This is a genomic window from Leifsonia lichenia, assembly GCF_054780215.1.
Window position 1 is genome coordinate 35,760 of sequence record NZ_BAAGWT010000007.1, and the last position, 19,102, is coordinate 54,861.

Sequence of the window (19,102 nt, forward strand, 5' to 3'; positions counted from 1 at the left end):
CCTGTGAGAGCCAAAACCGCGTCGGCGCTCACTTCGAGACGGAGCGGACGATCAGCCAGACCACTCCGGCGACCGCGACGGCGGCGGCCACGGCGATGCCGATCAGCGCCAGTGGGTTGTCCGTGCGGAGGCGTTCGACGCGTTCCGCTGTGCGCTTGGGGACGTTGAGCTTGTACTCGATGGCGGCGAGGGTGGCGGCGAGCTCGTTGCGGGCCCGCTGCACGTCGCTGGTGTCAGTTGTCATACTTGCCCATCCCCTTGAACGCCTCGGTGTCCTCCTTGATGCTGTCGATCGTCTGGCTCGGAGCGACACCGTTCATCTTCTTGAACGATGCGACGCCGAACAGCGCGAGCACAACGGCGATGAGGAGCAGTGCCACGAACACGATCAGCGCGGACAGCCAGCCCGGCAGCACGACGGCCAGCCCGAGGATCGCCGCGGCGACCAGCGTGCCGAGCGCGAAGAAGACGAACCCGGCAGCCACGGCGAAGAGGCCTATGCCGACACCGGCATATTTCGCCTTCTCGGCGAACTCTGCCTTGAGGTGGGCGAGTTCGGCCTTCAGCAGCTCGATGAGCAGCCGCGGCAGGTCGGCGATCAGCGCGAACAGCGATCGCGAGCCTGCGCGTTCGTCGTCAGTCATACCCGTCACCGTACTCCTGCTTCGCTCAAACCCGGCCTGCGTCGGGCGCGGAGCCGTCTGCCGCCTTCACGGCAGCCTCCGCGGCAGGAGCCGGCACGGGCGCCTTGGACTCCTGGCGACGCTTATTGGCCTGCGCGATGAGCTTCTTGGTTCCGTCGATCACGGCGCCCGGCACCTCGCCTGCCTTCGCGACGACGAAGTCCTCGACCGCGTTCACCTGCTTCTGGATGCCTTCGGACTCCCAGACTTTGGCTGCGGCGGCCTTGATCTGCTCGTAGCGCTTCCGGCCCGCCCGCGTGCCGAGGACATACCCCACAACGGCTCCGGCGATGAAGAGAAGCTTTCCGCGCATTGCGCACCCCGTTCGTCAAAGGTTCTCGGTCAGTGCCTTCCAGCGTAGACCCCTGGCCCGCTCGGCCGATGTGCGCGCATCCGGGATGACGGCTGCGAGACCGGTGCCGGTCAGCCAGGAGCCGGTGACCTCCAGACCCTCGACCTCCGCTGCTTCGGCGCGAACCCGGGCGATTCGCTCACCCTCGCCGAGAGCGGCGTACGGGAGGGCGTTCGTCCAGCGGGTGCGGGCGAAGGCGGCGACGTGGGATTCCGTCAGCGGAATGTCCAGGAGTGCTGCTGCGTCGGCCACGGCTATCGCGCGCAGCGCGTCGTCGTCGAGGTCGGCGGTCTCCGACGCCTTGCCCGCCCTGCCGTACGAGAGGCGGACGACGTGCATCCCCTGTCCTGCGGCTTCCGCGAGCCAGGCCCACTTCGCCGTCGAGTGCGTCATGGCCTTCGCGCGGACGTCCGAGCTCTCCGCGTCCGAGACGAGAACGCCCGTGCCGCGGGGCGCGGCGGCCAGACGCTCGTCGGTGAGGACGAGCGTGACCAGCTCGACGCTCGACGCGGGCGGCCAGTCGAGGGCGGCGAGGGGCGCGAGATCCGGTGAGGCGGTGGCCATCAGAGCGAGGGATGCGGGAGCCGGGGCGGCGAGGATGACCACGTCGGCCGGGAGCTCTTCGCCGCCGGCGAGACGCACGGTCCAGCGGGCGGGGAGGGTGTCAGCTTCGCCACCCTCGTCGACAGGCTCCTGAGCCGCCCACGGCTCGACCGCGACGACCTGCGCCCCGGTGCGCAGCACGCCGCCGTGCTCCGCGATGGCGTCCGCGAGCGCAGCGGGGAGACGCCACATCCCGCCTGCGACGCCACCGACCGCGCTGCCGGCTTTCGCGTTGGCCCGCAGCTCCCCGACCGCTCCGGAGAGCGAGCCGTGCCTGGTGAGCGCGGTGTTGAGGCCGGGAGCGACCACATCCACGTCGAGGTCGTCCGGCTGGGCGGAGTACACACCGGTCGCGACGGGCGCGACGAGTCGGTCGAGCACCTTCTGGCCCATGCGCTTGCGCACCAGGACGCCGAGGCGCTTCTCCTTGCCGATGGTCAGCACGGGCATGAGCCTGTCCAGGTAGGCGCGGAGGGCGCCTCCCCAGCCGATCGCAGCGACCACGTCGGTGGCCAGCGGCGAACTCGGGATGCCCAGCAGCCCCGCCTTCGGCAGCGGAACCGTGCGCGAGCCGTAGCGCACCCACGCACCGGCCGGGTTCGGCTGGACGACGTCGCCCGCGAGCCCGAGCTCGTCGATCAGCGCGGCGACGTGCCCGCCGCGGGTGGCGAAGCTCTCCGCGCCCGCGTCGACCGTGATGCCGCCGACGTCGAGCGACGCGACCGAGCCGCCGAAGGCGTCCGAGGCTTCGAGCAGCGTCACAGCGAAGCCCGGCCTGGCGCAGTCGCGTGCGGCGACGAGCCCCGCCATGCCGCCGCCGATCACCACGACGCGCGTCGGTGGCGCCTCGACGGCGCGGCGGATCTCGTCGGTGCTGCCGGGACCGTCGGCGCTGCCGGGGTCGTCGGCGCTGCTGTCCGTGCCAGGCAGGTCGCTCATCGGCTGTGGACGAACTCGACCAGGCGGGTGAGCACGGTGGGGTCGGTCTCCGGCGGAACGCCGTGGCCGAGGTTGAGGACGTGCGCCGGCGCATCCACGCCGCGCTCCAGCACGTCGACGACGTGCGCCTCCAGAACCTCCCACGGTGCGTCGAGCATCGCGGGGTCGATGTTGCCCTGGATCGGCACGACATGACCCAGCCTGCGGCTCGCCTCGTCCAGCGGGATGCGGTAGTCGATGCCGACGACGTCGGCCCCGACCTCGTGCATCGCCTTCAGCAGCTCGCCCGTGCCGACGCCGAAGTGCACGATCGGGACGTTGCGCGTCTGCGTCTCGCCGCCCGCAGCATCCACGGCCGCCGCCTCGTAGGTGAGGTCGCGCACGTGCGACAGCGCCCTGGTGGATGCGGGCGCGACGTGCTCCGTGTAGTCCTGCAGCGAGAGCGAACCCGCCCACGAGTCGAAGAGCTGGGCTGCGCTCGCGCCCGCGAGCACCTGGGCGCGGAGGAACGCGCCGGTGACGTCCGCCGTCCACGCCATGAGCTTCGCCCACGCAGCAGGGTCTGCGTGCATCAGGGTGCGGGCGCGGATGTGGTCCTTGGACGGGCCGCCCTCGACCAGGTACGCCGCGAGGGTGAACGGGGCGCCCGCGAAGCCGATCAGCGGGGTGTCGCCCAGCTCGGCGATGGTGAGGCGCACAGCCTCGACGATGGGCGCGAACACCTCGGCGTCGAGCGATGCAGGGTCGATCGCGGTGAGCCTGTCGACGTCGGCGGAGGTGCGCACCGGGCTGCCGAGCACAGGGCCCTTGCCCGGCACGATGTCCACATCCACGCCGGCGAGGCGCAGCGGGATGACGATGTCGCTGAAGAAGATGCCGGCGTCGACGCCGTGACGGCGCACGGGCTGCAGCGTGATCTCGCTGGCGAGCGCAGGGTCGAGGCAGGCGTCGAGCATCCGGGTGCCGACCCGCAGCTCGCGGTATTCGGGGAGCGAGCGTCCGGCCTGGCGCATGAACCAGACGGGTGTCACCTCCTGCCGCTCCCCCTGATATGCGCGGACGAGACGACTGGATGCGGTGCGCCCTGCGGCGAGCGGATGGGACGGGTCGAGGGTGTTCACCCCTTGATTCTGCCAAAGTGCAGGGAATCCAACCTGAGCGCCCGTCCTGAGGGATCGCCGATTCGAGGTTCGGCCGCGGCGAGCGTAGGCTCTCTGGCGTGCTTCTGTGCTTCTCGTCGAGTCATCGCACCGCGGACTTCGACCTTCTGGAACGGCTCGAGCGAAACGCTCCGGCCGTCACCGCCGCACTCGCGGAGCACAGCGAAGTCATCAGCGGGTCCGTCGTCCTGGCCACCTGCAACAGGTTCGAGGCGTACCTCGACATCGACGAGCCGCTTCCCGCCGCCCGCGCCGTGTCTGCGGAGACCGTCATCGAGGCCGTGAGCGCCGCATCCGGCATCGACGCGGACGAGTTGCGCGCGTCCAGCACAGTTATCTGCGACCACGGCGTGGCCGAGCACCTGTTCGCGGTGTCGAGCGGACTCGAATCCGTCGTCGTCGGCGAGGGCGAGATCGCCGGTCAGGTGCGCCGCTCGCTCGAAGCCGCGCGCGCATCCGGCACGGTCACCAGCGAGCTGGAACGTCTGTTCCAGGGCGCATCCCGCACGTCGCGCGGTGTCAAGAACCGCACCGGCATCACCACGGCAGGGCGCTCGATGGTGCGCCTGGCGCTCGACCTCGCCGAGAGCCGCGTCACCAACTGGGCCGCGACCCGCGTGCTGCTGGTCGGCACGGGCGCGTACGCGGGAGCCAGCCTCGCCGCCCTGCGCGACCGCGGTGTGACGGACGTGCGCGTGTTCTCCCCGTCCGGGCGCGCTGCCAAGTTCGCCGTCTCGCACGCCATCGAGCCCGTCGAGCCCGGCTACCTGATGGATGCCCTGGCCTCCAGCGACCTCGTCGTCACCTGCAGCATCGCCACCGACCCCATCCTCACCAAGCCGCAGCTCGCCCAGGCGCTGCTGCGGCCGGAGGCCGTCGAGCGCCGCCTCATCATCGACCTCGGCCTCCCCCGCAACGTCGACCCTGCCGTCGCCGAGCTGCACGGAGCCGAGCTGCTCGACCTGGAGACCATCAGCAGGCACGCACCGCTCGAAGAGCTGAACGCCGCAGAGGATGCGCGGAGCATCGTCGGCGAGGCGGCGGCCGAGTTCGCGGCGCAGTCGGCCGAGCAGGCCGTCACCCCGGCGCTCGTCGCGCTGCGCGGCCACATCTTCGACATCCTGGACGCGGAGATCGAGCGCGCCCGCGGACGCGGCGACTCCAGTGAGCAGACGGAGGCGGCGCTGCGGCACCTCGCCGGCGTGCTGCTGCACACCCCGTCCGTGCGCGCCCGCGAGCTGGCCCGCACCGGGGAGGCCCAGTCGTTCGTCGACGCGGCCAACGCCCTCTACGGACTCGACATCGGGCCCGTCGCCGAGCGGCGCCTGCGCGCGGTCGGCGACGAGAGCGCCGCATCCTGACCCACCACCGAACAGGAGGACACGTGAGCGACGAGGCTGACGACCCCCACGGCGCGACAGGGCTGCCGTACGCCGCAGAGGAACTTCGCACGGAGCGACTGCTGCTGCGGCCGCTGAACACCGGCGACCTCGACGATGTGCACGAGTACCAGAAGCGCAAAGACGTGGTGCGCTACCTCTACTGGGAGGTGCACGACCACGAAGAGTCGGCCAAGCACCTCAAGAAGCGCCTCGCGATGAACCATCTGGCTGAGGACGGCGACGGGCTCGTCTACGCCGTCGAGCTGCCGGACCCGGAGGGCGGCCACGGGCGTGTGGTGGGCGACATGAGCATCTTCCTCAAGAGCAGAGAGCACGGGCAGGTCGAGATCGGCTGGGTGTTCCACCCCGCCGTGCACGGACGCGGCTACGCGACGGAGGCCGCGGAGCGCGTGCTGGAGATCTGCTTCGGCACCCTGGGCGCGCACCGCGTGTTCGCGCAGCTCGACCCGCGCAACGAGGCGTCGGCGCGGCTCTGCGAACGACTCGGGATGCGGCAGGAGGCCCTGCTGCGACAGAACGAGATCTTCAAGGGCGAGTGGGGCGACACGGCCATCTACGCCCTCCTCGACTCCGAGTACCGCGCCCGCTAACCGCGTCGCGCCTGCGCGCGCGTCGCGCCCCGCGCCCCGCGCCCCCGCCCCGCGCATCCACTTGAGTGGTCCCGAATTGCCGTATGCGCCCCCCGGCGCACGGCAATTCGGGACCACTCGGTGCATCCAGCGGCGCGTCGGTAGGATTGTGGGACACCCACGACTCGCAGGACACAGGGAGCACCATTGGCTGAACAGTCACGACTCGATTCGGTAATCACGCTGGCGCAGCACCGCGGCTTCGTGTTCCCCTCCGGCGACATCTACGGCGGGACCCGCTCTGCGTGGGACTACGGCCCCCTCGGCGTCGAACTCAAGGAGAACATCAAGCGCGAGTGGTGGAACACCTTCGTGCGCGGACGCGGCGACATGGTCGGCCTCGACTCCGCTGTCATCCTGCCGACCGCCGTGTGGGAGGCCTCCGGGCACGTCAAGGTGTTCAGCGACCCGCTCACCGAGTCGCTCATCACCCACAAGCGCTACCGCGCCGACCACCTGTTCGAGGCGTACGAGGCCGCGCACGGCCACCCGCCCGTCAACGGGCTGGCCGACATCGCCGACCCCGACCACCCGGACAAGATCGGTCAGTGGACCGAGATCCGCCAGTTCTCCGGCCTGATGAAGACCTACCTCGGAGTCGTCGACGACGAGTCCGGCGTGCACTACCTGCGCCCGGAGACGGCGCAGGGCATCTTCACCGACTTCGCCGCCGTGCTGCAGACCGCCCGCAAGAAGCCGCCGTTCGGCATCGGCCAGATCGGCAAGGCGTTCCGCAACGAGATCACACCGGGCAACTTCATCTTCCGCACCCGCGAGTTCGAGCAGATGGAGATCGAGTTCTTCGTCGAGCCCGGCACGGACGAGGAGTGGCAGCAGACCTGGATGGACCTCTGCTGGAACTGGTTCATCGACCTCGGCATGACGCCCGAGAACATCCGCTGGTTCGAGCACCCCAAGGACAAGCTGGCGCACTACTCGAAGCGCACGGTCGACATCGAGTACAAGTTCAACTTCACCGGCAGCGAGTGGGGCGAGCTGATGGGTGTCGCCAACCGCACCGACTACGACCTCAAGACGCACATCGAGAACTCGGGCAAAGACCTGAGCTACTTCGACCAGAACAAGAACGAGCGCTACGTCCCGTATGTGATCGAGCCGTCGTTCGGTCTCACACGCGCGCTGATGGCCTTCCTGGTCGACGCGTACGACGAGGAGGACGTGCCGAACGCCAAGGGCAAGACCGACAAGCGCACGGTGCTGCGCCTCGACCCGCGCCTCGCGCCCGTCAAGGTCGCCGTGCTCCCGCTCTCCCGCAACGAGGCCCTGTCGCCGCTGGCCCGCTCGCTCGCCGACCACCTGCGCAAGCGCCGCAACGTGGACTTCGACGACTCGGGCGCGATCGGCCGCCGCTACCGCCGCCAGGACGAGATCGGCACGCCGCTCTGCGTCACGGTCGACTTCGACTCGCTCGAGGACAACGCCGTGACCGTCCGCGACCGCGACACGATGCAGCAGGAGCGCATCCCGATCGACCAGCTCGACGAGTACCTGGCCAAGCGCCTCAAGGAGATCTGAAGCGCGCAGAATTAACGCTTGCGCTGTGGGGACGGCCGTTGCTATGGTCGTCCCCACAACAGCACATGCGAGCGTCTTCCAACGTTAGGATGCCGGCCTTCCCGGTCGGCGATGCAGTGTTCAACTCCTGCCACTCGCTCCACCTCCTTCCCGCCGCGGCTCACGCCACGGCGGGTTTTTCGTGCGTCAGCCGAGGTGCGGGAGCTGCCAGCCGAACACCACGGCCAGGATGCGCAGCACGAAGCACACCGTGAACCCCGCGGTCATCGCGGCGAGCGCCGGCACCCTCGCCCGCCCGAGCAGCCCGAACACGAGGGCGCCTGCCGCCGCCGCTGTCGCGTAGACGCTCGAGGTCAGCACGAACGGCACCCGGTTGAGCAGCACATCCCTGACCACGCCGCCGCCGACACCGGTGATCGTGCCGAGCATCACCACCACCCACAGGTTGGAGCCGAGCCTGAGCGCTTTGTCCGCTCCGGTCACGGCGAAGAGCGCGAGCGCCGCCGCATCCAGCGTCGTGAGGATCGCAGCCGGGATGTCGACGGACGCCGCAGCGAGCACGAACGCCAGCACCGATCCGGCGAGCGCCACGATGATGCGCACGGGCGAGCGGAGGGCGGCCGGTGGCGCATCCCCCAGCAGCAGGTCGCGGATGACGCCGCCGACGAGCGCTGTGGAGAAGCCGACCACGAGCACGCCGAGGAGGTCGAGCCCGGCCGCTGCCCCCGCCGTGGCCCCTTCGATCGCGAACAGGCCGGTCGCGGCGATGTCCACGGCGTCGAACAGGACGGAGCCCGTCGAGCGGCGGGATGCGGTGGCTTCGGCCTGCATGGCTCTGGTCTAGCAGATGCCCGAATCAATACCTGCATTTCCGGGCCGGCCGCTAGTGTGGTGCCACGCGCCTGAGGAGACGCACAGGGACGCGAGGCGACCTAGGGAAGCACGGGGAGACGCGATGGACCTCCTGTGGGGGATACGCATCATCGACGGGCCGGTCTACTGGACCCTCCTGGTGGCCAGTGCTGCCTTCTTCCTCTACCTGCTCCTCCGGAAGCCGACGACGCGGTGGATCCTGACGGCACTGATCGGGATGCTCGGGGGCGCGGTGGTGGCGGTCGGCCTGTTCCTCGTCGTCAACGCCCTCGACGTGTTCGGCACACCGCTCCCCCGGCAGGTGGCGTTCTGGCTGATGGGGACGTTCGCCGCCCTCGGCCTCGCCCTCGTGAACCTGTGGGCGTCGCACTGGTGGCGCAAGGTGCTCGCCCTGATCGGCATCGTGATCTTCGCCATCACCGGCACGCTCGGCGTCAACGCGTACTACGGTCTCGACCCGACGCTCGGATCGCTGTTCGGCATCAGCACGGCCAAGAAGATCGACATCGACCGTCCGGTGAACACGGCGTCCCCCGACCCGAAGCGTCCGCTGTACGAAACCTGGAAACCGCCGGCCGACATGCCGAAGACGGGCAAGCAAGGCAGTCAGGTGATCCCGTCCAGCGGATTCGACGCCCGCCCGGCCGGCATCTACCTCCCCCCGGCGGCGCTCGTCGACAACCCGCCGCGGCTGCCCGTGGTGATCTTCATGATGGGCTACCCTGGCAACCCGGACCCGGAGTACATCGGCGGTGTGCTCGACCAGTTCGCGGCGCAGCACCAGGGGCTGGCGCCCATCGTGGTCGTCGCCGACCAGATCGGCACCAAGGGCGACCCTGCCTGCGCCGACTCCAGCACGTTCGGCGCAGCAGAGACGTACATCACCAAAGACGTCCCCGCGTGGATCAGGACGCACCTCAACGTGCTGCAGTCCCCCGCATCCTGGACCATCGGCGGCTACTCGAACGGCGGGGCGTGCGCGTTCAAGTACGCGGCGGAGCATCCAGACCAGTACGGGAACCTGCTGGTCGTCTCGGGCGACGAGTATCCGGGCGTCGAGATCCAGAAGCAGACCATCGCGCAGGTGTTCGGCGGGAGCACCGCGGCGTTCGACGCGGCCAAGCCCACCGCGATCCTCGCGGCGAACCCCGGCCGGTACTCGTCGATGACGGCGGTGTTCACGGTCGGCGGCAACGACCCGACCTTCGTACCGGGCGTCGAGCGCAACGCCAAGGCGGCCGAAGCGGCGGGCATGAAGACCACGTACTACGTCGTCCCAGGGGCAGGGCACGTCGTGGATGCGCTCGACGGCGGCCTCACGAAAGACTTCCAGATCCTCTACCCGGTCCTCGGGTTGAGCAGACCGTGACGGAGGAGACGATGAGCATCACCGACACACAGCGGCAGACGGCACCGGATGCGCAGCCGCCTTCCGAGCGGAAGCCTCCAGCGCCGTTCTGGCAGGCGGTCGGCCGGTACGCGCGCGTCGCGCCGGCGAGCATCGCCCTCGTGGTCATCGTGCTCGTCACGTCGATCCTCACCAGCACGATGTGGGTGCCCGCGACCGTCGGCGGCGACTCGCTGGTGTGGGCGGCCGGTGTCACCTCCACGATCCAGTCGGGGTTCTGGTGGACGCCGTTCACGGCCCTGTTCGTGCCGGAGGATCCGGCGCAGCTCATCATCGTGGTGATCCTCGCGCTCACGCTGTTCGCGGCCTCCGAACGCCTGATCGGCACGCTGCGCGCGGTGATCGCGTTCCTGGTGACCGGGGTGGTCGGGATCACGGTCGGGGTCGTGCTGCAGTGGGCGGCCGCATCCATCGGGGAGATCTGGGCCACGAGCACCGAGTTCGACTTCACGCTCGACCCCACCATCGGGATCATCGGAGCGCTGATCACTGCGAGCGCGTTCGCCTCAGCGCTGTGGCGGAGGCGCATCCGTCTGCTGACCTTCGCCGTCGTGCTGATGTTCGTGCTGTACAACGGCGACCAGAACAACGTGTACCGCCTGATCGCGGCGCTGCTCGGGCTGGCGCTCGGCACGATCCTCCGGCCAGGCTCGATGAAGCGCATCCGGCGCAGCTCACACGCGGAGACCAGGAACCTGGTCGCCGCGCTGATCGCGATCACGGCGTTCGGCCCGCTCGTCGCCCTGCTCCCGCCAGGCGGGCTCGGCCCGTTCTCGTTCATCAGCGCACTGTTCGAGCACCAGCAGGTGTCCGCGCAGACCGTGCTCGATCAGTGCGACAAGAACTTCACCGCGAACTGCCGCCTCGACCTCGCCCTCGTCTCCGTCGACGGCGTCGGTCCCCTGCTGCTCAGCTTCCTGCCGCTGGTGCTGCTGATCGTGACCGCCATCGGGTTGCGGCGCGGACGCCGGTTCGCCCTCATCCTGGGCATCGTGGTCAACGTCGCGATGATCGTCCTGCCGTTCACGGCGCTTCCCGGGGGCAACCTGACGATCGACGCCAACGACATCACAGACCTCGCGCCCGCGATCGAACTGCTGTTCTGGGTGCTCGCCGCGTTCGTCGTGCCCGTGGCATCGATCGTCCTGCTGCTGATCACCAGGCGGCAGTTCCAGATCAGGGCGCCGCGAGCGGCCATCGTCCGCTTCGCCATCATCATCGTGAGCTCGTTCGTGATCCTGGCCGTCGCCTACCTGATCGCCGGTCTGGCGTCGCTCACCGAGTTCGTGCCAGACGCCACCATCGGGGACGTGTTCGCGTCGACCCTGCGCCGGTTCGTGCCGTCCGGTTTCGAATCGATCACCGGCACAGTGATCGTGCCGACCGTGCCGTTCGTCGGCATCCTCTACCAGTGGGTCGGGCCCGTGTTCTGGGCCGTGTTCGTGCTCGCGACGCTGCAGTTGTACCGGGCGACGGCCACGGGACGCACGGTCGGCGACGAGCTGCGCTTCCGCGAGCTGCTGAAGCGCGGCGGAGGCGGGACGCTCGGCTTCATGGGCACCTGGCCGGGCAACGTCTACTGGTTCAGCGAAGACCGGGATGCCGCGGTCGCGTACCGGGTCATCAACGGCATCGCGATCACCCTCTCCGACCCGGTCTGCGCGCCGGAGCGCGCTGAGCGGACGATCGCAGAATTCGTCTCGTTCTGCGACGCGAACAGTTGGGTGCCGGTGTTCTACAGCGTGCACGGCGAATACCTGCCGGTGTTCGACGCCCTCGGCTGGCAGTACATGTCTGTCGGAGAGGAGACGCTGATGCATCCGCAGACCTTCGACATGGCAGGCAAGCCGTGGCAGAAGGTGCGGCAGGCGCACAACCGCGGGATCAAGGAGAACATCTCGACGCTCTGGACCACCTGGGACGACCTTCCGCCGATCCTCGCCACCCAGATCACGGCGATGAGCGAGCAGTGGGTGTCGGAGAAGGAGCTGCCGGAGATGGGCTTCACCCTCGGCGCACTCGCCGAGCTGAAGGACCCGGATGTGGCGCTCTACCTTGCACTCGACCCGGACGGCGGGCTGCAGGCGATCACGAGCTGGCTGCCCAGCTACCGAGACGGGAAGGTGGTCGGCTACACGATCGACTTCATGCGCAGAGGCGACGCATCCATCCCGGGGATCATGGAGTTCATCATCGCGTCCGCTGCCCTCCGGATGCAGGGCGAAGGGGTGGAGGTGCTCAGCCTCTCCGGGGCTCCGCTCGCCACGAAGCCGGTCTCCGACGGGGAAGCGCCGGCCGACCCGACCACGATGGACCGCCTGCTCGGCTTCCTCGGCCGCGCGCTGGAGCCCGCATACGGCTTCGCCTCGCTGTTCAAGTTCAAGAGCAAGTTCAACCCGACCTACGAGACGATCTACATGGCGTACCCCGACCCTGTCGCGCTGCCGGGGATCGGGAGCGCGATCGGCAAGGCGTACCTGCCGGATGCGCACGCCCGCGAATACCTCGCGCTCGCCAGGACGCTGATGAAGTGAGGCGGGCGTAGGTTGGTGCCATGCAGGCCGACACCACCCGCACCGCCATGATCATCGGAGGCACAGGGCAGATCGGCGCCGCCGCAGCCCGCCGCCTCGCCGCCGACGGCTGGTCGGTGCTCGTCGCCCACCGAGGCGCACACCCGGGGGATGCGGCACTCGCCGACCTCGACGTCACCACCATCCGGCTGGACCGCGACGACACGGATGCGCTCCTCGCCAAGGCGCGCGGCCACGACCTGGTGCTCGACACCGTCGCGTACGAGCCGAAGCACGCCGACCAGCTCGCGCGTCTCGCGGGCGATGTCGGCTCACTCGTCGTCATCTCGACCGGCTCGGTGTACACGGGACGCAACGGCGGCTACCTCGACATCGTCACAGGCCCGGACGACTTCCCCGACTATCCGATCCCGCTGCGCGAAGACGACGCCACCGTCGACAACCGCAAACGCACGTACTCCCCGCTCAAGGCGGCGATGGAGCGGCGACTGCTCGCCACGGACGACCTGCCGGTGAGCATCCTGCGGCCTGGCGCGATCCACGGGCCGTTCAGCCCGGCGCTGCGCGAGTGGTTCTTCGTCAAGCGGGCGCTCGACCGCCGCGAGGTCGTCGTTCTTTCCGACGACGGGAGCAACCGGTTCAGCACGTCGTCCACGGTGAACATCGCCGAGCTCGTCGCCCTATGCGCAGAGCAGCCGGGCGCGCGCGTCCTGAACGCGGTCGACGACGACAACCTGAGCGTGGCGGAGATCGCCGCCACCGTGTTCGACGCGCTCGACAGGGAGGTGGAGATCGTCAGGTTCCCCGGCCCGCCCGTCGACGGGCTGGGCTCGACGCCGTGGACGGTCGCGCATCCACTGGTCCTCAGCATGGCGCGCGCCACGGTGGACCTCGGGTACCGGGCGCCGGTGACGTACGCGGACTCGGTGCGCGCCGCGATCGACTGGGCGGTGCGCGAGGCGCACGCCGCCGAACGGCGCGACGAAGGCTGGGAGTCGGTGTTCCCGACGCTCGCCGAGCGCGCGGCGGCGGACGGGTGGTTCGACTACGCGGCGGAGGACGCGTACCTGGGGTCGCGCTAGCGAACGAGTGGTCCCGAATTGCCGTGCGCGTGCGTGCCGGCGCGGCGAGTCGGGACCACTCGATGCGGGCGGCTAGAAGACGTACTCGAGCAGGTCGGCGCCGACGGTGCGCATCCCGTCGATGACCGAGAGGCGGGATGCGAGGCTCGCGTCGTCGAAGTACATCGATACCGCGTACGTCACACCGGCACGCGGGCCGCGGAGCACGCCGACCTCGCTGCGGACGCCGCGGTCGACCCCGGTCTTGTTGACCAGCAGGATGCCGTGCTCGGCGTTCCGGTGCGCGTGCGGGTCGAGGCCGAACGCGCTGGAGACCAGCGAGAAGTCGCTGTTCAGCGAGAGCCAGGAGATGACGCGCTGGCTGGTCTGCGCGTCGACGATCTCACCGCGGGCGAGCGCGGAGAACAGCCAGGTGAGCTCGTTGGCGCTGCCGACGGAGAGCTGCGGGGCGTCGTCGGGGCCGCGGTGATCGCGCACCAGGTCGAGCAGCGCGGTGCGAGTGAGGCCGAGCGCTTCGGTGCGCGCGCTGACGGCCTCCAGGCCGACGCGGCGGAGCAGGACGTTGGTGGCCAGGTTGTCGCTGGTCGCGCCGACCAGCGCCGCCAGGTCGGCCACAGGAAGAGAGGGGACGGCGAGGTGCTGCCAGATGCCGGAGCTGCCGACCGCATCCTGCGGAGAACGGTCCAGGAGGGCGAGCGGGCTCAGCTCACCGGACTGCAGGCGGGCCGCGACCTCCACCAGGAGGAGGACTTTGCCGATGCTCGCCGTCGGCATCACGACGTGGTCGTCGACCGAGAACAGCACGGCGCCCGTCGTCAGGTCGGTCGCCCGCGCAGACACCTGCACGCCGCCGAGCGCGAGCTGGCCGAGAACGGCGAACCCGCGACTGAAATCCTCTGGGGCAGTGGCTCCCCGATGCCGTCCACGACGAGACGAAGCGTGCCTGCTGCGGCGTTCGGAATCCTGGGTCTGGATCGTCACGGGGATGGGTGGTCCTTCGTCCGAGTCGGGTGTTTCGGGTGCGGTCCTCCCGGGCCGCGCGAGTGCCGGCGGGTGGGTCGCCCCTGGCACAACACGCTCGATGTTACCCCGCGGAGAGAGCCGTCGCTCACCCTCTCCGCGGGGATCGTGCCTGGACTACCAGATGGTGACGCGCTGCTCGGGCGCGAGCCACAGGGCGTCGCCCTCCGACACGCCGAACGTGTCGTAGAAACCGTCGATGTTGCGGACGATCTGGTTGCAGCGGAACTCGTTCGGCGAGTGCGGGTCGATCGCCAGCAGGCGGATGACCTCCTCGTCGCGGCCCTTCTGCTGCCAGGCCTGCGCCCAGGACAGGAAGAACCGCTCTGCGCCGGTGAGGCCGTCGATCACGGGAGGCTCCTCGCCGTTCAGCGACAGCAGGTACGCCTTCCACGCGATGCCGAGCCCGCCGAGGTCGCCGATGTTCTCGCCGATGGTGAGGGCGCCGTTGACGTGGTGGTCGGGCACCTGAGCGGGGGCGAGAGCGTTGTACTGCTCGATCAGGCTGCCGGTGCGCTCCTCGAACGCCGCCCTGTCTGCCGCGGTCCACCAGTCCTGCAGGCGGCCGTCGCCGTCGAACTTGGAACCCTGGTCATCGAAGCCGTGGCCGATCTCGTGCCCGATGACCGCGCCGATCGCGCCGTAGTTGGCCGCCGCATCCCGCGTCTCGTCGAAGAACGGGAACTGCAGGATGGCCGCGGGGAACACGATCTCGTTGAAGCCGGGGTTGTAGTAGGCGTTGATGGTCTGCGGCGTCATGAACCACTCGTCGCGGTCCAGCGGCTTGCCGATCTTGCCCAGCTCGCGATTGAACTCGAACAGGCTCGTGGCACGCACATTGGCGATCAGGTCGGTCGGGTCGACCGTGAGCGCAGAGTAGTCGCGCCACTTCACCGGGTAGCCGATCTTCGGTGTGAACTTCTCCAGCTTGTCGAGGGCGCGGTTGCGCGTGTCCTCGCCCATCCACTCGAGGGTCTGGATGCTCTGGCGGTACGCCTCGATGAGGTTGGCTACCAGCGCATCCATCGCCTGCTTGGCCGTGGGCGGGAAGTGCTTCTCGACGTAGCTGCGGCCGACGGCCTCGCCCATCGCACCCTCCACCAGGGAGACGCCACGCTTCCACCTGGCGCGCATCTGCGGCGTGCCGGTGAGGGTGCGGCCGTAGAAGTCGAAGTTGGCCTCGACGAAGTCGCCGGAGAGGTACGGGGCTGCGCCGTGGATAATCTGCCAGGCCAGCCAGTCCTTCCAGGCCTCGAGCCGATCCTCGGTGAGGAGACCGGCGAGACCCGCGGTGAACGACGGCTGCCGCAGCACGACCTCGGCGAGCGCGCCGTCCGGTGCGCCGAGCGCCTTCTGCCAGATGCCGAGGTCTGCGCCGTCTTTCGCGTCGCCGGAGAACAGGGCCGCCGCATCCGCCCAGTCGAACAGGTTGTACGTCTTCTCCGAGTCGCGAGACGTCACGTTGTCCCAGTGCTGCGCGGCGATCTGCTTCTCCAGGTCGAAGACGCGCTGGGCACGCTCCGGTGCGTCCTGGAACCCGGCCAGCTCGAACATCCGCTGGATGTGGGCGACGAACGCCTCGCGGATCGGCGCGAAGGTGTCCTCGCGGAAGTAGGACTCGTCCGGCAGCGAGATGCCGGACTGTTCCACGAAGACGAGGTAGCGCTCCGGGTTGCCAGGGTCGTTGTCGACGAAGAGCTGGTAGAACCCGGCCAGGCCGTGGCGCTCCAGCTTGCCGATGGTCTCCAGCAGGCTCGGGATGCTGTCTGCCGCACTCGCGAACGCGAGCTGGCTCTCGATCGGCTCGGCGCCGAGGGCTTCGATGCGGTCCTCGTCCATGAAGCTGGTGAACAGGTCGCCGAACTTCCGCTCCTCGGTGCCCTCCGGCGCATCCTGGGCTGCCTCGACGATCTCGCGGACGGCCTTTTCGGCCTCCTCCGCCAGAATCATGAAGGAGCCCCAGCGCGCCTTGTCGCCAGGGATCTCGGTGCGGTCGATCCACTTGCCGTTCACGTGCCGGAACAGGTCGTCCTGCGGCCGGACGGCGGGATCGAGTTCGGACGTTTCGATGCCGGAAGTCAGGGTCATTCCGCCAGCCTACGGGGTTCGCGGCGCGGTGCCGAGAGCCCTGAGCCTGACGAACGTGGTGAGGAACAGCGCCGCGAGCACGAGCTCGACCAGCACGGAGACGGTGCCCGACGCGCTGCCGTAGCCGACCATCGACAGCACGGTGTTGACGAGCGCCATGATCAGGTAGCCGGCACCCAGCACGCCGCTGAGCAGCGGGCGCGACGTCATGCGCCACCACGGCCGCGCAGCAGCGACCGGCTCACCCGGCCCGCGGAACACGCGACTGGCGAGATACCACCCGGCGAGCTGCAGGATGGACAGCGCGATGGAGCCAGGCTCCCAGCGCAGAGCGTTGAGCAGCAGCACCAGCCCGGCGTTGACGGCGAGCAGCACGACGACGACGAGCGTCTTCTGTGCAGGTGTGGTGAAACGCATGGTGCTTTCAGCATCCCACCCGGCCGCGCCCCGTCGCCCAGCGACGCGCGAGGCGCCCGACGAGATGCCAGTATCTGTCGCCGACACGCCGGGCGGCGGCGCAGCTACTGGTGTCTCGCAGCTCAGTAGCGGCTGCTGCGACCGTCGCGGCGAAACTCTGAACCCAATCTTGACGCGGATACACTTTCCTATCGTTTGCGCGCGCGTCGTCTCGTCTTTGCGCGCATCATCTCATCTAAGGAGGAGACGTAAACGTCATTCGGCCCGCGATCTGCGGAAAGTCCGAAGCAAAGCGCCGAGACTACAAGTGCAATCGCCATCGCCATTCCGCTGGGCGTTGCAATCTCGTTCGCGAAGTGGAATCGAGCGTATTCCGCTATCGAGACGATCGTGGTGTCCCCATCGATGCGCGCAAGATAGCGCTCTCCTTCTCGAACGACGCTGAGACCCTGCGGGGCCGACGCCGCACCGAAGGCGAAGACTCCGAGTGAAGCGGCACCCAACGCGCCATACAGTAGCGAAACCCACAGCCGGGAGCGACCGAAGAAGCTCCCGACTGCCGTGCCGACGTTTGCGATTCGAGATTGGACTTGATCAGCATGTGCGGCGATGGCACAAATGACGAAGATCGCGCCAAGCGCTCCCGATGCGAGCAACACAGCAATCGCCCACGTCGGCCTTAGCTGCTGGGAGATTAGGGCAAATACGACGCCCAACGCTGCTGTGACATAGAGCGCAAGAGCGAGCGCCCCAAGGCACCGCCACGCGAACCGCCTGACCGCGGTCGAATCTATCGATGCCATCGACACGACACCTTCCCGTCAACAAGAGCAACCGCCAGATCCTGCGAATGGTTCGCATCCCCCGACACGAACGTCACCACCGAACCGCACACCCCTGCCAAGTTCGTCCGTGTCAACCACGGGTGGCTCAAGCTCTGCTGCGGAATATTCAAGAAGTCCGGCGTGTAGCCCGGCGTGCAGGGGATGTACCCCTTGGGTCACTTTTAGCAACCGGACTATTGTGCGCGTACGAGTACCCGTTGTTCTGCTGCGGATTGTCCGGCGCGAGCACCGGATCCACCGACACGAACCGGCCCAACACCGGGTCGTACGCCCGCACCCCCAACTGCGTCACACTCATAGTTCCGCCGGTTAACGGCGCAGTACATGCTTCGAGCCCGGCACGTCAGGGTCACCCGAGTACGTATAGAGGACCAACTGGAATACCTCTCTCCCAGTGAAGAAATGAACCGAACCGGACGGGAGACTGACGAGAATGGCATCCCCCGAAGCACGCTTGGAGATCATCCAGCTGCCGCTGCCGCTGTGTTTGCGTTCCGAAGGGTCCGACACATTCAGCATTCGAACCGAACCGTCTGCCGCGAACCACACCCGCGCTCCTTCGGACTCTCCATCCGACCAGTAGCCGACAATGTCGTGCGACTCCACGCGTACGGGTTTGCCGTTTTCGATTGAAAGGACGACCACCAACGCTGCTGCCAGTAGGGCAAGGAACGCTACGAGCAACCAACTCCATCTCGGCAACTTTCGGATGCTCCTCATCGCAGGATCACTTCCTGTCGCCACCAGATGTCCTGTCGGATGTCGCTGTAGAACCCACCAAACGACTGAGCGCTTCTACCTGCCTTGACCTCCAGCACCTCGTACTCCCTCGCAAAAGAACTTACAAAGGCCTCTGGCAAGTTCCCGGATGTGCCCCCGCTAGCGATAGTTGCGGCGTCCCTAAAGATGTTCTCGGCAGGCACGGAGTAGCTCAATCCGCCGGCGACGCCAGCCGTTGCCCCCTGACCCACGATATCGAGCCGCATAAGTTCCATGGCCGCTTTCACGCGGTCACTGTTTCTCCAGACCTTCGTGAACGCATCGTCCTCCTCGAATGTGAACTTCTTGGGACCCTTGCCGGTAACCCACGCACCCGTCATCATCCACACCGACCGATTTGCCCGGTCGACCTGAGAGCGAATCCCCTTGAAATCGTTCGCGTTTGGCCCTGCGTGCGTTCGCGGTGGCGCGGACTTAGTACCGCCCCCACTGCTCTTCCCCGATGACGGCGCACTCGGCTTATCCGGCGACGGCTGCATGATGTGCTTCCCGCCCGCAGCCGACTTCCCGTCGCACTTCTGCAACGAGAACACACTGTTCGAACAACGACCATCCGGATCGCGCAACTTCACCGGACTGTTCGCCGCATACGAGTACCCGTTGTTCTGCTGCGGATTGTCCGGCGCGAGCACCGGATCCACCGACACGAACCGGCCCAACACCGGGTCGTACGCGCGAGCCCCCAACTGCGTCAAACCCGTCAGCCCCGACACCGGCGCATTCAAGTACCCGTGCGCACTCGACCACACC

General features: G+C 68.3%; 18 protein-coding genes and 1 tRNA gene. 7 read left to right on the forward strand and 12 right to left on the reverse strand.

The genetic code is table 11. From position 1 onward, the window contains the following. Window positions 1-28: 28 nt before the first annotated feature. Genes ACYVGI_RS12990 through hemE form a run of 5 tightly spaced genes read right to left on the reverse strand, consistent with a single transcriptional unit; the run spans window position 29 to window position 3,698 of the window. Window positions 29-244, reverse strand: a complete 216-nt coding sequence (locus ACYVGI_RS12990; RefSeq protein WP_460633033.1) for a DUF3618 domain-containing protein — start codon at window positions 242-244, stop codon at window positions 29-31. Further along, on the reverse strand, window positions 234-644 hold the full coding sequence (locus ACYVGI_RS12995; RefSeq protein WP_460633034.1) for a phage holin family protein: 411 nt from the start codon (window positions 642-644) through the stop codon (window positions 234-236). The genes ACYVGI_RS12990 and ACYVGI_RS12995 overlap by 11 nt, the downstream gene beginning before the upstream one ends. 25 nt (window positions 645-669) lie before the next feature. Further along, window positions 670-996: a hypothetical protein gene (locus tag ACYVGI_RS13000; protein WP_460633035.1), complete on the reverse strand. Its 327-nt coding sequence runs from the start codon at window positions 994-996 to the stop codon at window positions 670-672. A 15-nt stretch (window positions 997-1,011) separates the two neighbouring features. After that, window positions 1,012-2,577: a protoporphyrinogen oxidase gene (gene hemG, locus ACYVGI_RS13005; protein ID WP_460633036.1), complete on the reverse strand. Its 1,566-nt coding sequence runs from the start codon at window positions 2,575-2,577 to the stop codon at window positions 1,012-1,014. Continuing rightward, window positions 2,574-3,698, reverse strand: coding sequence for a uroporphyrinogen decarboxylase (gene hemE / locus ACYVGI_RS13010; protein ID WP_460633037.1), 1,125 nt, complete (start codon window positions 3,696-3,698; stop codon window positions 2,574-2,576). The genes hemG and hemE overlap by 4 nt, the downstream gene beginning before the upstream one ends. 98 nt (window positions 3,699-3,796) lie before the next feature. On the opposite strand from hemE, the gene ACYVGI_RS13015 reads away from it, so the two are divergent. The 4 genes from ACYVGI_RS13015 (at window position 3,797) to ACYVGI_RS13030 (ending at window position 7,447) form a co-directional block, all read left to right on the forward strand. Further along, a complete protein-coding gene (locus ACYVGI_RS13015; protein ID WP_460633038.1) occupies window positions 3,797-5,098 on the forward strand; it encodes a glutamyl-tRNA reductase in 1,302 nt (433 codons plus the stop codon). Window positions 5,099-5,121: 23 nt separating this feature from the next. Next, a complete protein-coding gene (locus tag ACYVGI_RS13020; protein ID WP_460633039.1) occupies window positions 5,122-5,730 on the forward strand; it encodes a GNAT family N-acetyltransferase in 609 nt (202 codons plus the stop codon). Between the two features lie 186 nt (window positions 5,731-5,916). Beyond that, window positions 5,917-7,305: a glycine--tRNA ligase gene (locus ACYVGI_RS13025; protein WP_460633040.1), complete on the forward strand. Its 1,389-nt coding sequence runs from the start codon at window positions 5,917-5,919 to the stop codon at window positions 7,303-7,305. Window positions 7,306-7,372: 67 nt separating this feature from the next. After that, window positions 7,373-7,447: transfer RNA gene (locus ACYVGI_RS13030), tRNA-Gly, on the forward strand. A 44-nt stretch (window positions 7,448-7,491) separates the two neighbouring features. On the opposite strand, the gene ACYVGI_RS13035 is transcribed toward ACYVGI_RS13030, so the two are convergent. Continuing rightward, window positions 7,492-8,136 carry a trimeric intracellular cation channel family protein gene (locus tag ACYVGI_RS13035; RefSeq protein WP_460633041.1) on the reverse strand — a complete coding sequence of 215 codons (645 nt, stop codon included), beginning with the start codon at window positions 8,134-8,136 and terminating at the stop codon, window positions 7,492-7,494. A gap of 124 nt (window positions 8,137-8,260) precedes the next feature. Here ACYVGI_RS13035 and ACYVGI_RS13040 point away from each other — a divergent pair, with 124 nt between their 5' ends. Genes ACYVGI_RS13040 through ACYVGI_RS13050 form a run of 3 tightly spaced genes read left to right on the forward strand, consistent with a single transcriptional unit; the run spans window position 8,261 to window position 13,202 of the window. Continuing rightward, window positions 8,261-9,547, forward strand: a complete 1,287-nt coding sequence (locus ACYVGI_RS13040) for an alpha/beta hydrolase (RefSeq protein WP_460633042.1) — start codon at window positions 8,261-8,263, stop codon at window positions 9,545-9,547. An 11-nt stretch (window positions 9,548-9,558) separates the two neighbouring features. Next, a complete protein-coding gene (locus ACYVGI_RS13045) occupies window positions 9,559-12,120 on the forward strand; it encodes a bifunctional lysylphosphatidylglycerol flippase/synthetase MprF (RefSeq protein WP_460633043.1) in 2,562 nt (853 codons plus the stop codon). Between the two features lie 20 nt (window positions 12,121-12,140). Then, window positions 12,141-13,202 carry an NAD-dependent epimerase/dehydratase family protein gene (locus ACYVGI_RS13050; RefSeq protein ID WP_460633044.1) on the forward strand — a complete coding sequence of 354 codons (1,062 nt, stop codon included), beginning with the start codon at window positions 12,141-12,143 and terminating at the stop codon, window positions 13,200-13,202. A gap of 72 nt (window positions 13,203-13,274) precedes the next feature. Here the strand turns inward: ACYVGI_RS13050 and ACYVGI_RS13055 are convergent, their stop codons facing one another. The 6 genes from ACYVGI_RS13055 to ACYVGI_RS13080 all read right to left on the reverse strand — a co-directional run. Further along, window positions 13,275-14,183: a serine hydrolase gene (locus ACYVGI_RS13055; RefSeq protein WP_460633045.1), complete on the reverse strand. Its 909-nt coding sequence runs from the start codon at window positions 14,181-14,183 to the stop codon at window positions 13,275-13,277. Between the two features lie 156 nt (window positions 14,184-14,339). Beyond that, window positions 14,340-16,310, reverse strand: a complete 1,971-nt coding sequence (locus ACYVGI_RS13060; protein WP_460633046.1) for a M13 family metallopeptidase — start codon at window positions 16,308-16,310, stop codon at window positions 14,340-14,342. A gap of 9 nt (window positions 16,311-16,319) precedes the next feature. Beyond that, window positions 16,320-16,727 carry a hypothetical protein gene (locus ACYVGI_RS13065; protein ID WP_460633047.1) on the reverse strand — a complete coding sequence of 136 codons (408 nt, stop codon included), beginning with the start codon at window positions 16,725-16,727 and terminating at the stop codon, window positions 16,320-16,322. Window positions 16,728-16,915: 188 nt separating this feature from the next. Then, on the reverse strand, window positions 16,916-17,536 hold the full coding sequence (locus ACYVGI_RS13070; protein ID WP_460633048.1) for a hypothetical protein: 621 nt from the start codon (window positions 17,534-17,536) through the stop codon (window positions 16,916-16,918). Between the two features lie 142 nt (window positions 17,537-17,678). Continuing rightward, window positions 17,679-17,870, reverse strand: coding sequence for an RHS repeat-associated core domain-containing protein (locus ACYVGI_RS13075; protein WP_460633049.1), 192 nt, complete (start codon window positions 17,868-17,870; stop codon window positions 17,679-17,681). A 418-nt stretch (window positions 17,871-18,288) separates the two neighbouring features. Next, window positions 18,289-19,102: RHS repeat-associated core domain-containing protein (locus ACYVGI_RS13080; RefSeq protein WP_460633050.1), on the reverse strand; the 814-nt coding region annotated here is incomplete at its 5' end.

Coding starts and splice junctions, on each gene's coding strand:
- ACYVGI_RS12990 (WP_460633033.1), bottom strand. CDS start 244: ATGACAACTGACACCAGCGACGTGCAGCGGGCCCGCAACGAGCTCGCC.
- ACYVGI_RS12995 (WP_460633034.1), bottom strand. CDS start 644: ATGACTGACGACGAACGCGCAGGCTCGCGATCGCTGTTCGCGCTGATC.
- ACYVGI_RS13000 (WP_460633035.1), bottom strand. CDS start 996: ATGCGCGGAAAGCTTCTCTTCATCGCCGGAGCCGTTGTGGGGTATGTC.
- hemG (WP_460633036.1), bottom strand. CDS start 2,577: ATGAGCGACCTGCCTGGCACGGACAGCAGCGCCGACGACCCCGGCAGC.
- ACYVGI_RS13035 (WP_460633041.1), bottom strand. CDS start 8,136: ATGCAGGCCGAAGCCACCGCATCCCGCCGCTCGACGGGCTCCGTCCTG.
- ACYVGI_RS13040 (WP_460633042.1), top strand. CDS start 8,261: ATGGACCTCCTGTGGGGGATACGCATCATCGACGGGCCGGTCTACTGG.
- ACYVGI_RS13045 (WP_460633043.1), top strand. CDS start 9,559: ATGAGCATCACCGACACACAGCGGCAGACGGCACCGGATGCGCAGCCG.
- ACYVGI_RS13050 (WP_460633044.1), top strand. CDS start 12,141: ATGCAGGCCGACACCACCCGCACCGCCATGATCATCGGAGGCACAGGG.
- ACYVGI_RS13060 (WP_460633046.1), bottom strand. CDS start 16,310: ATGACCCTGACTTCCGGCATCGAAACGTCCGAACTCGATCCCGCCGTC.
- ACYVGI_RS13065 (WP_460633047.1), bottom strand. CDS start 16,727: ATGCGTTTCACCACACCTGCACAGAAGACGCTCGTCGTCGTCGTGCTG.
- ACYVGI_RS13075 (WP_460633049.1), bottom strand. CDS start 17,870: ATGAGTGTGACGCAGTTGGGGGTGCGGGCGTACGACCCGGTGTTGGGC.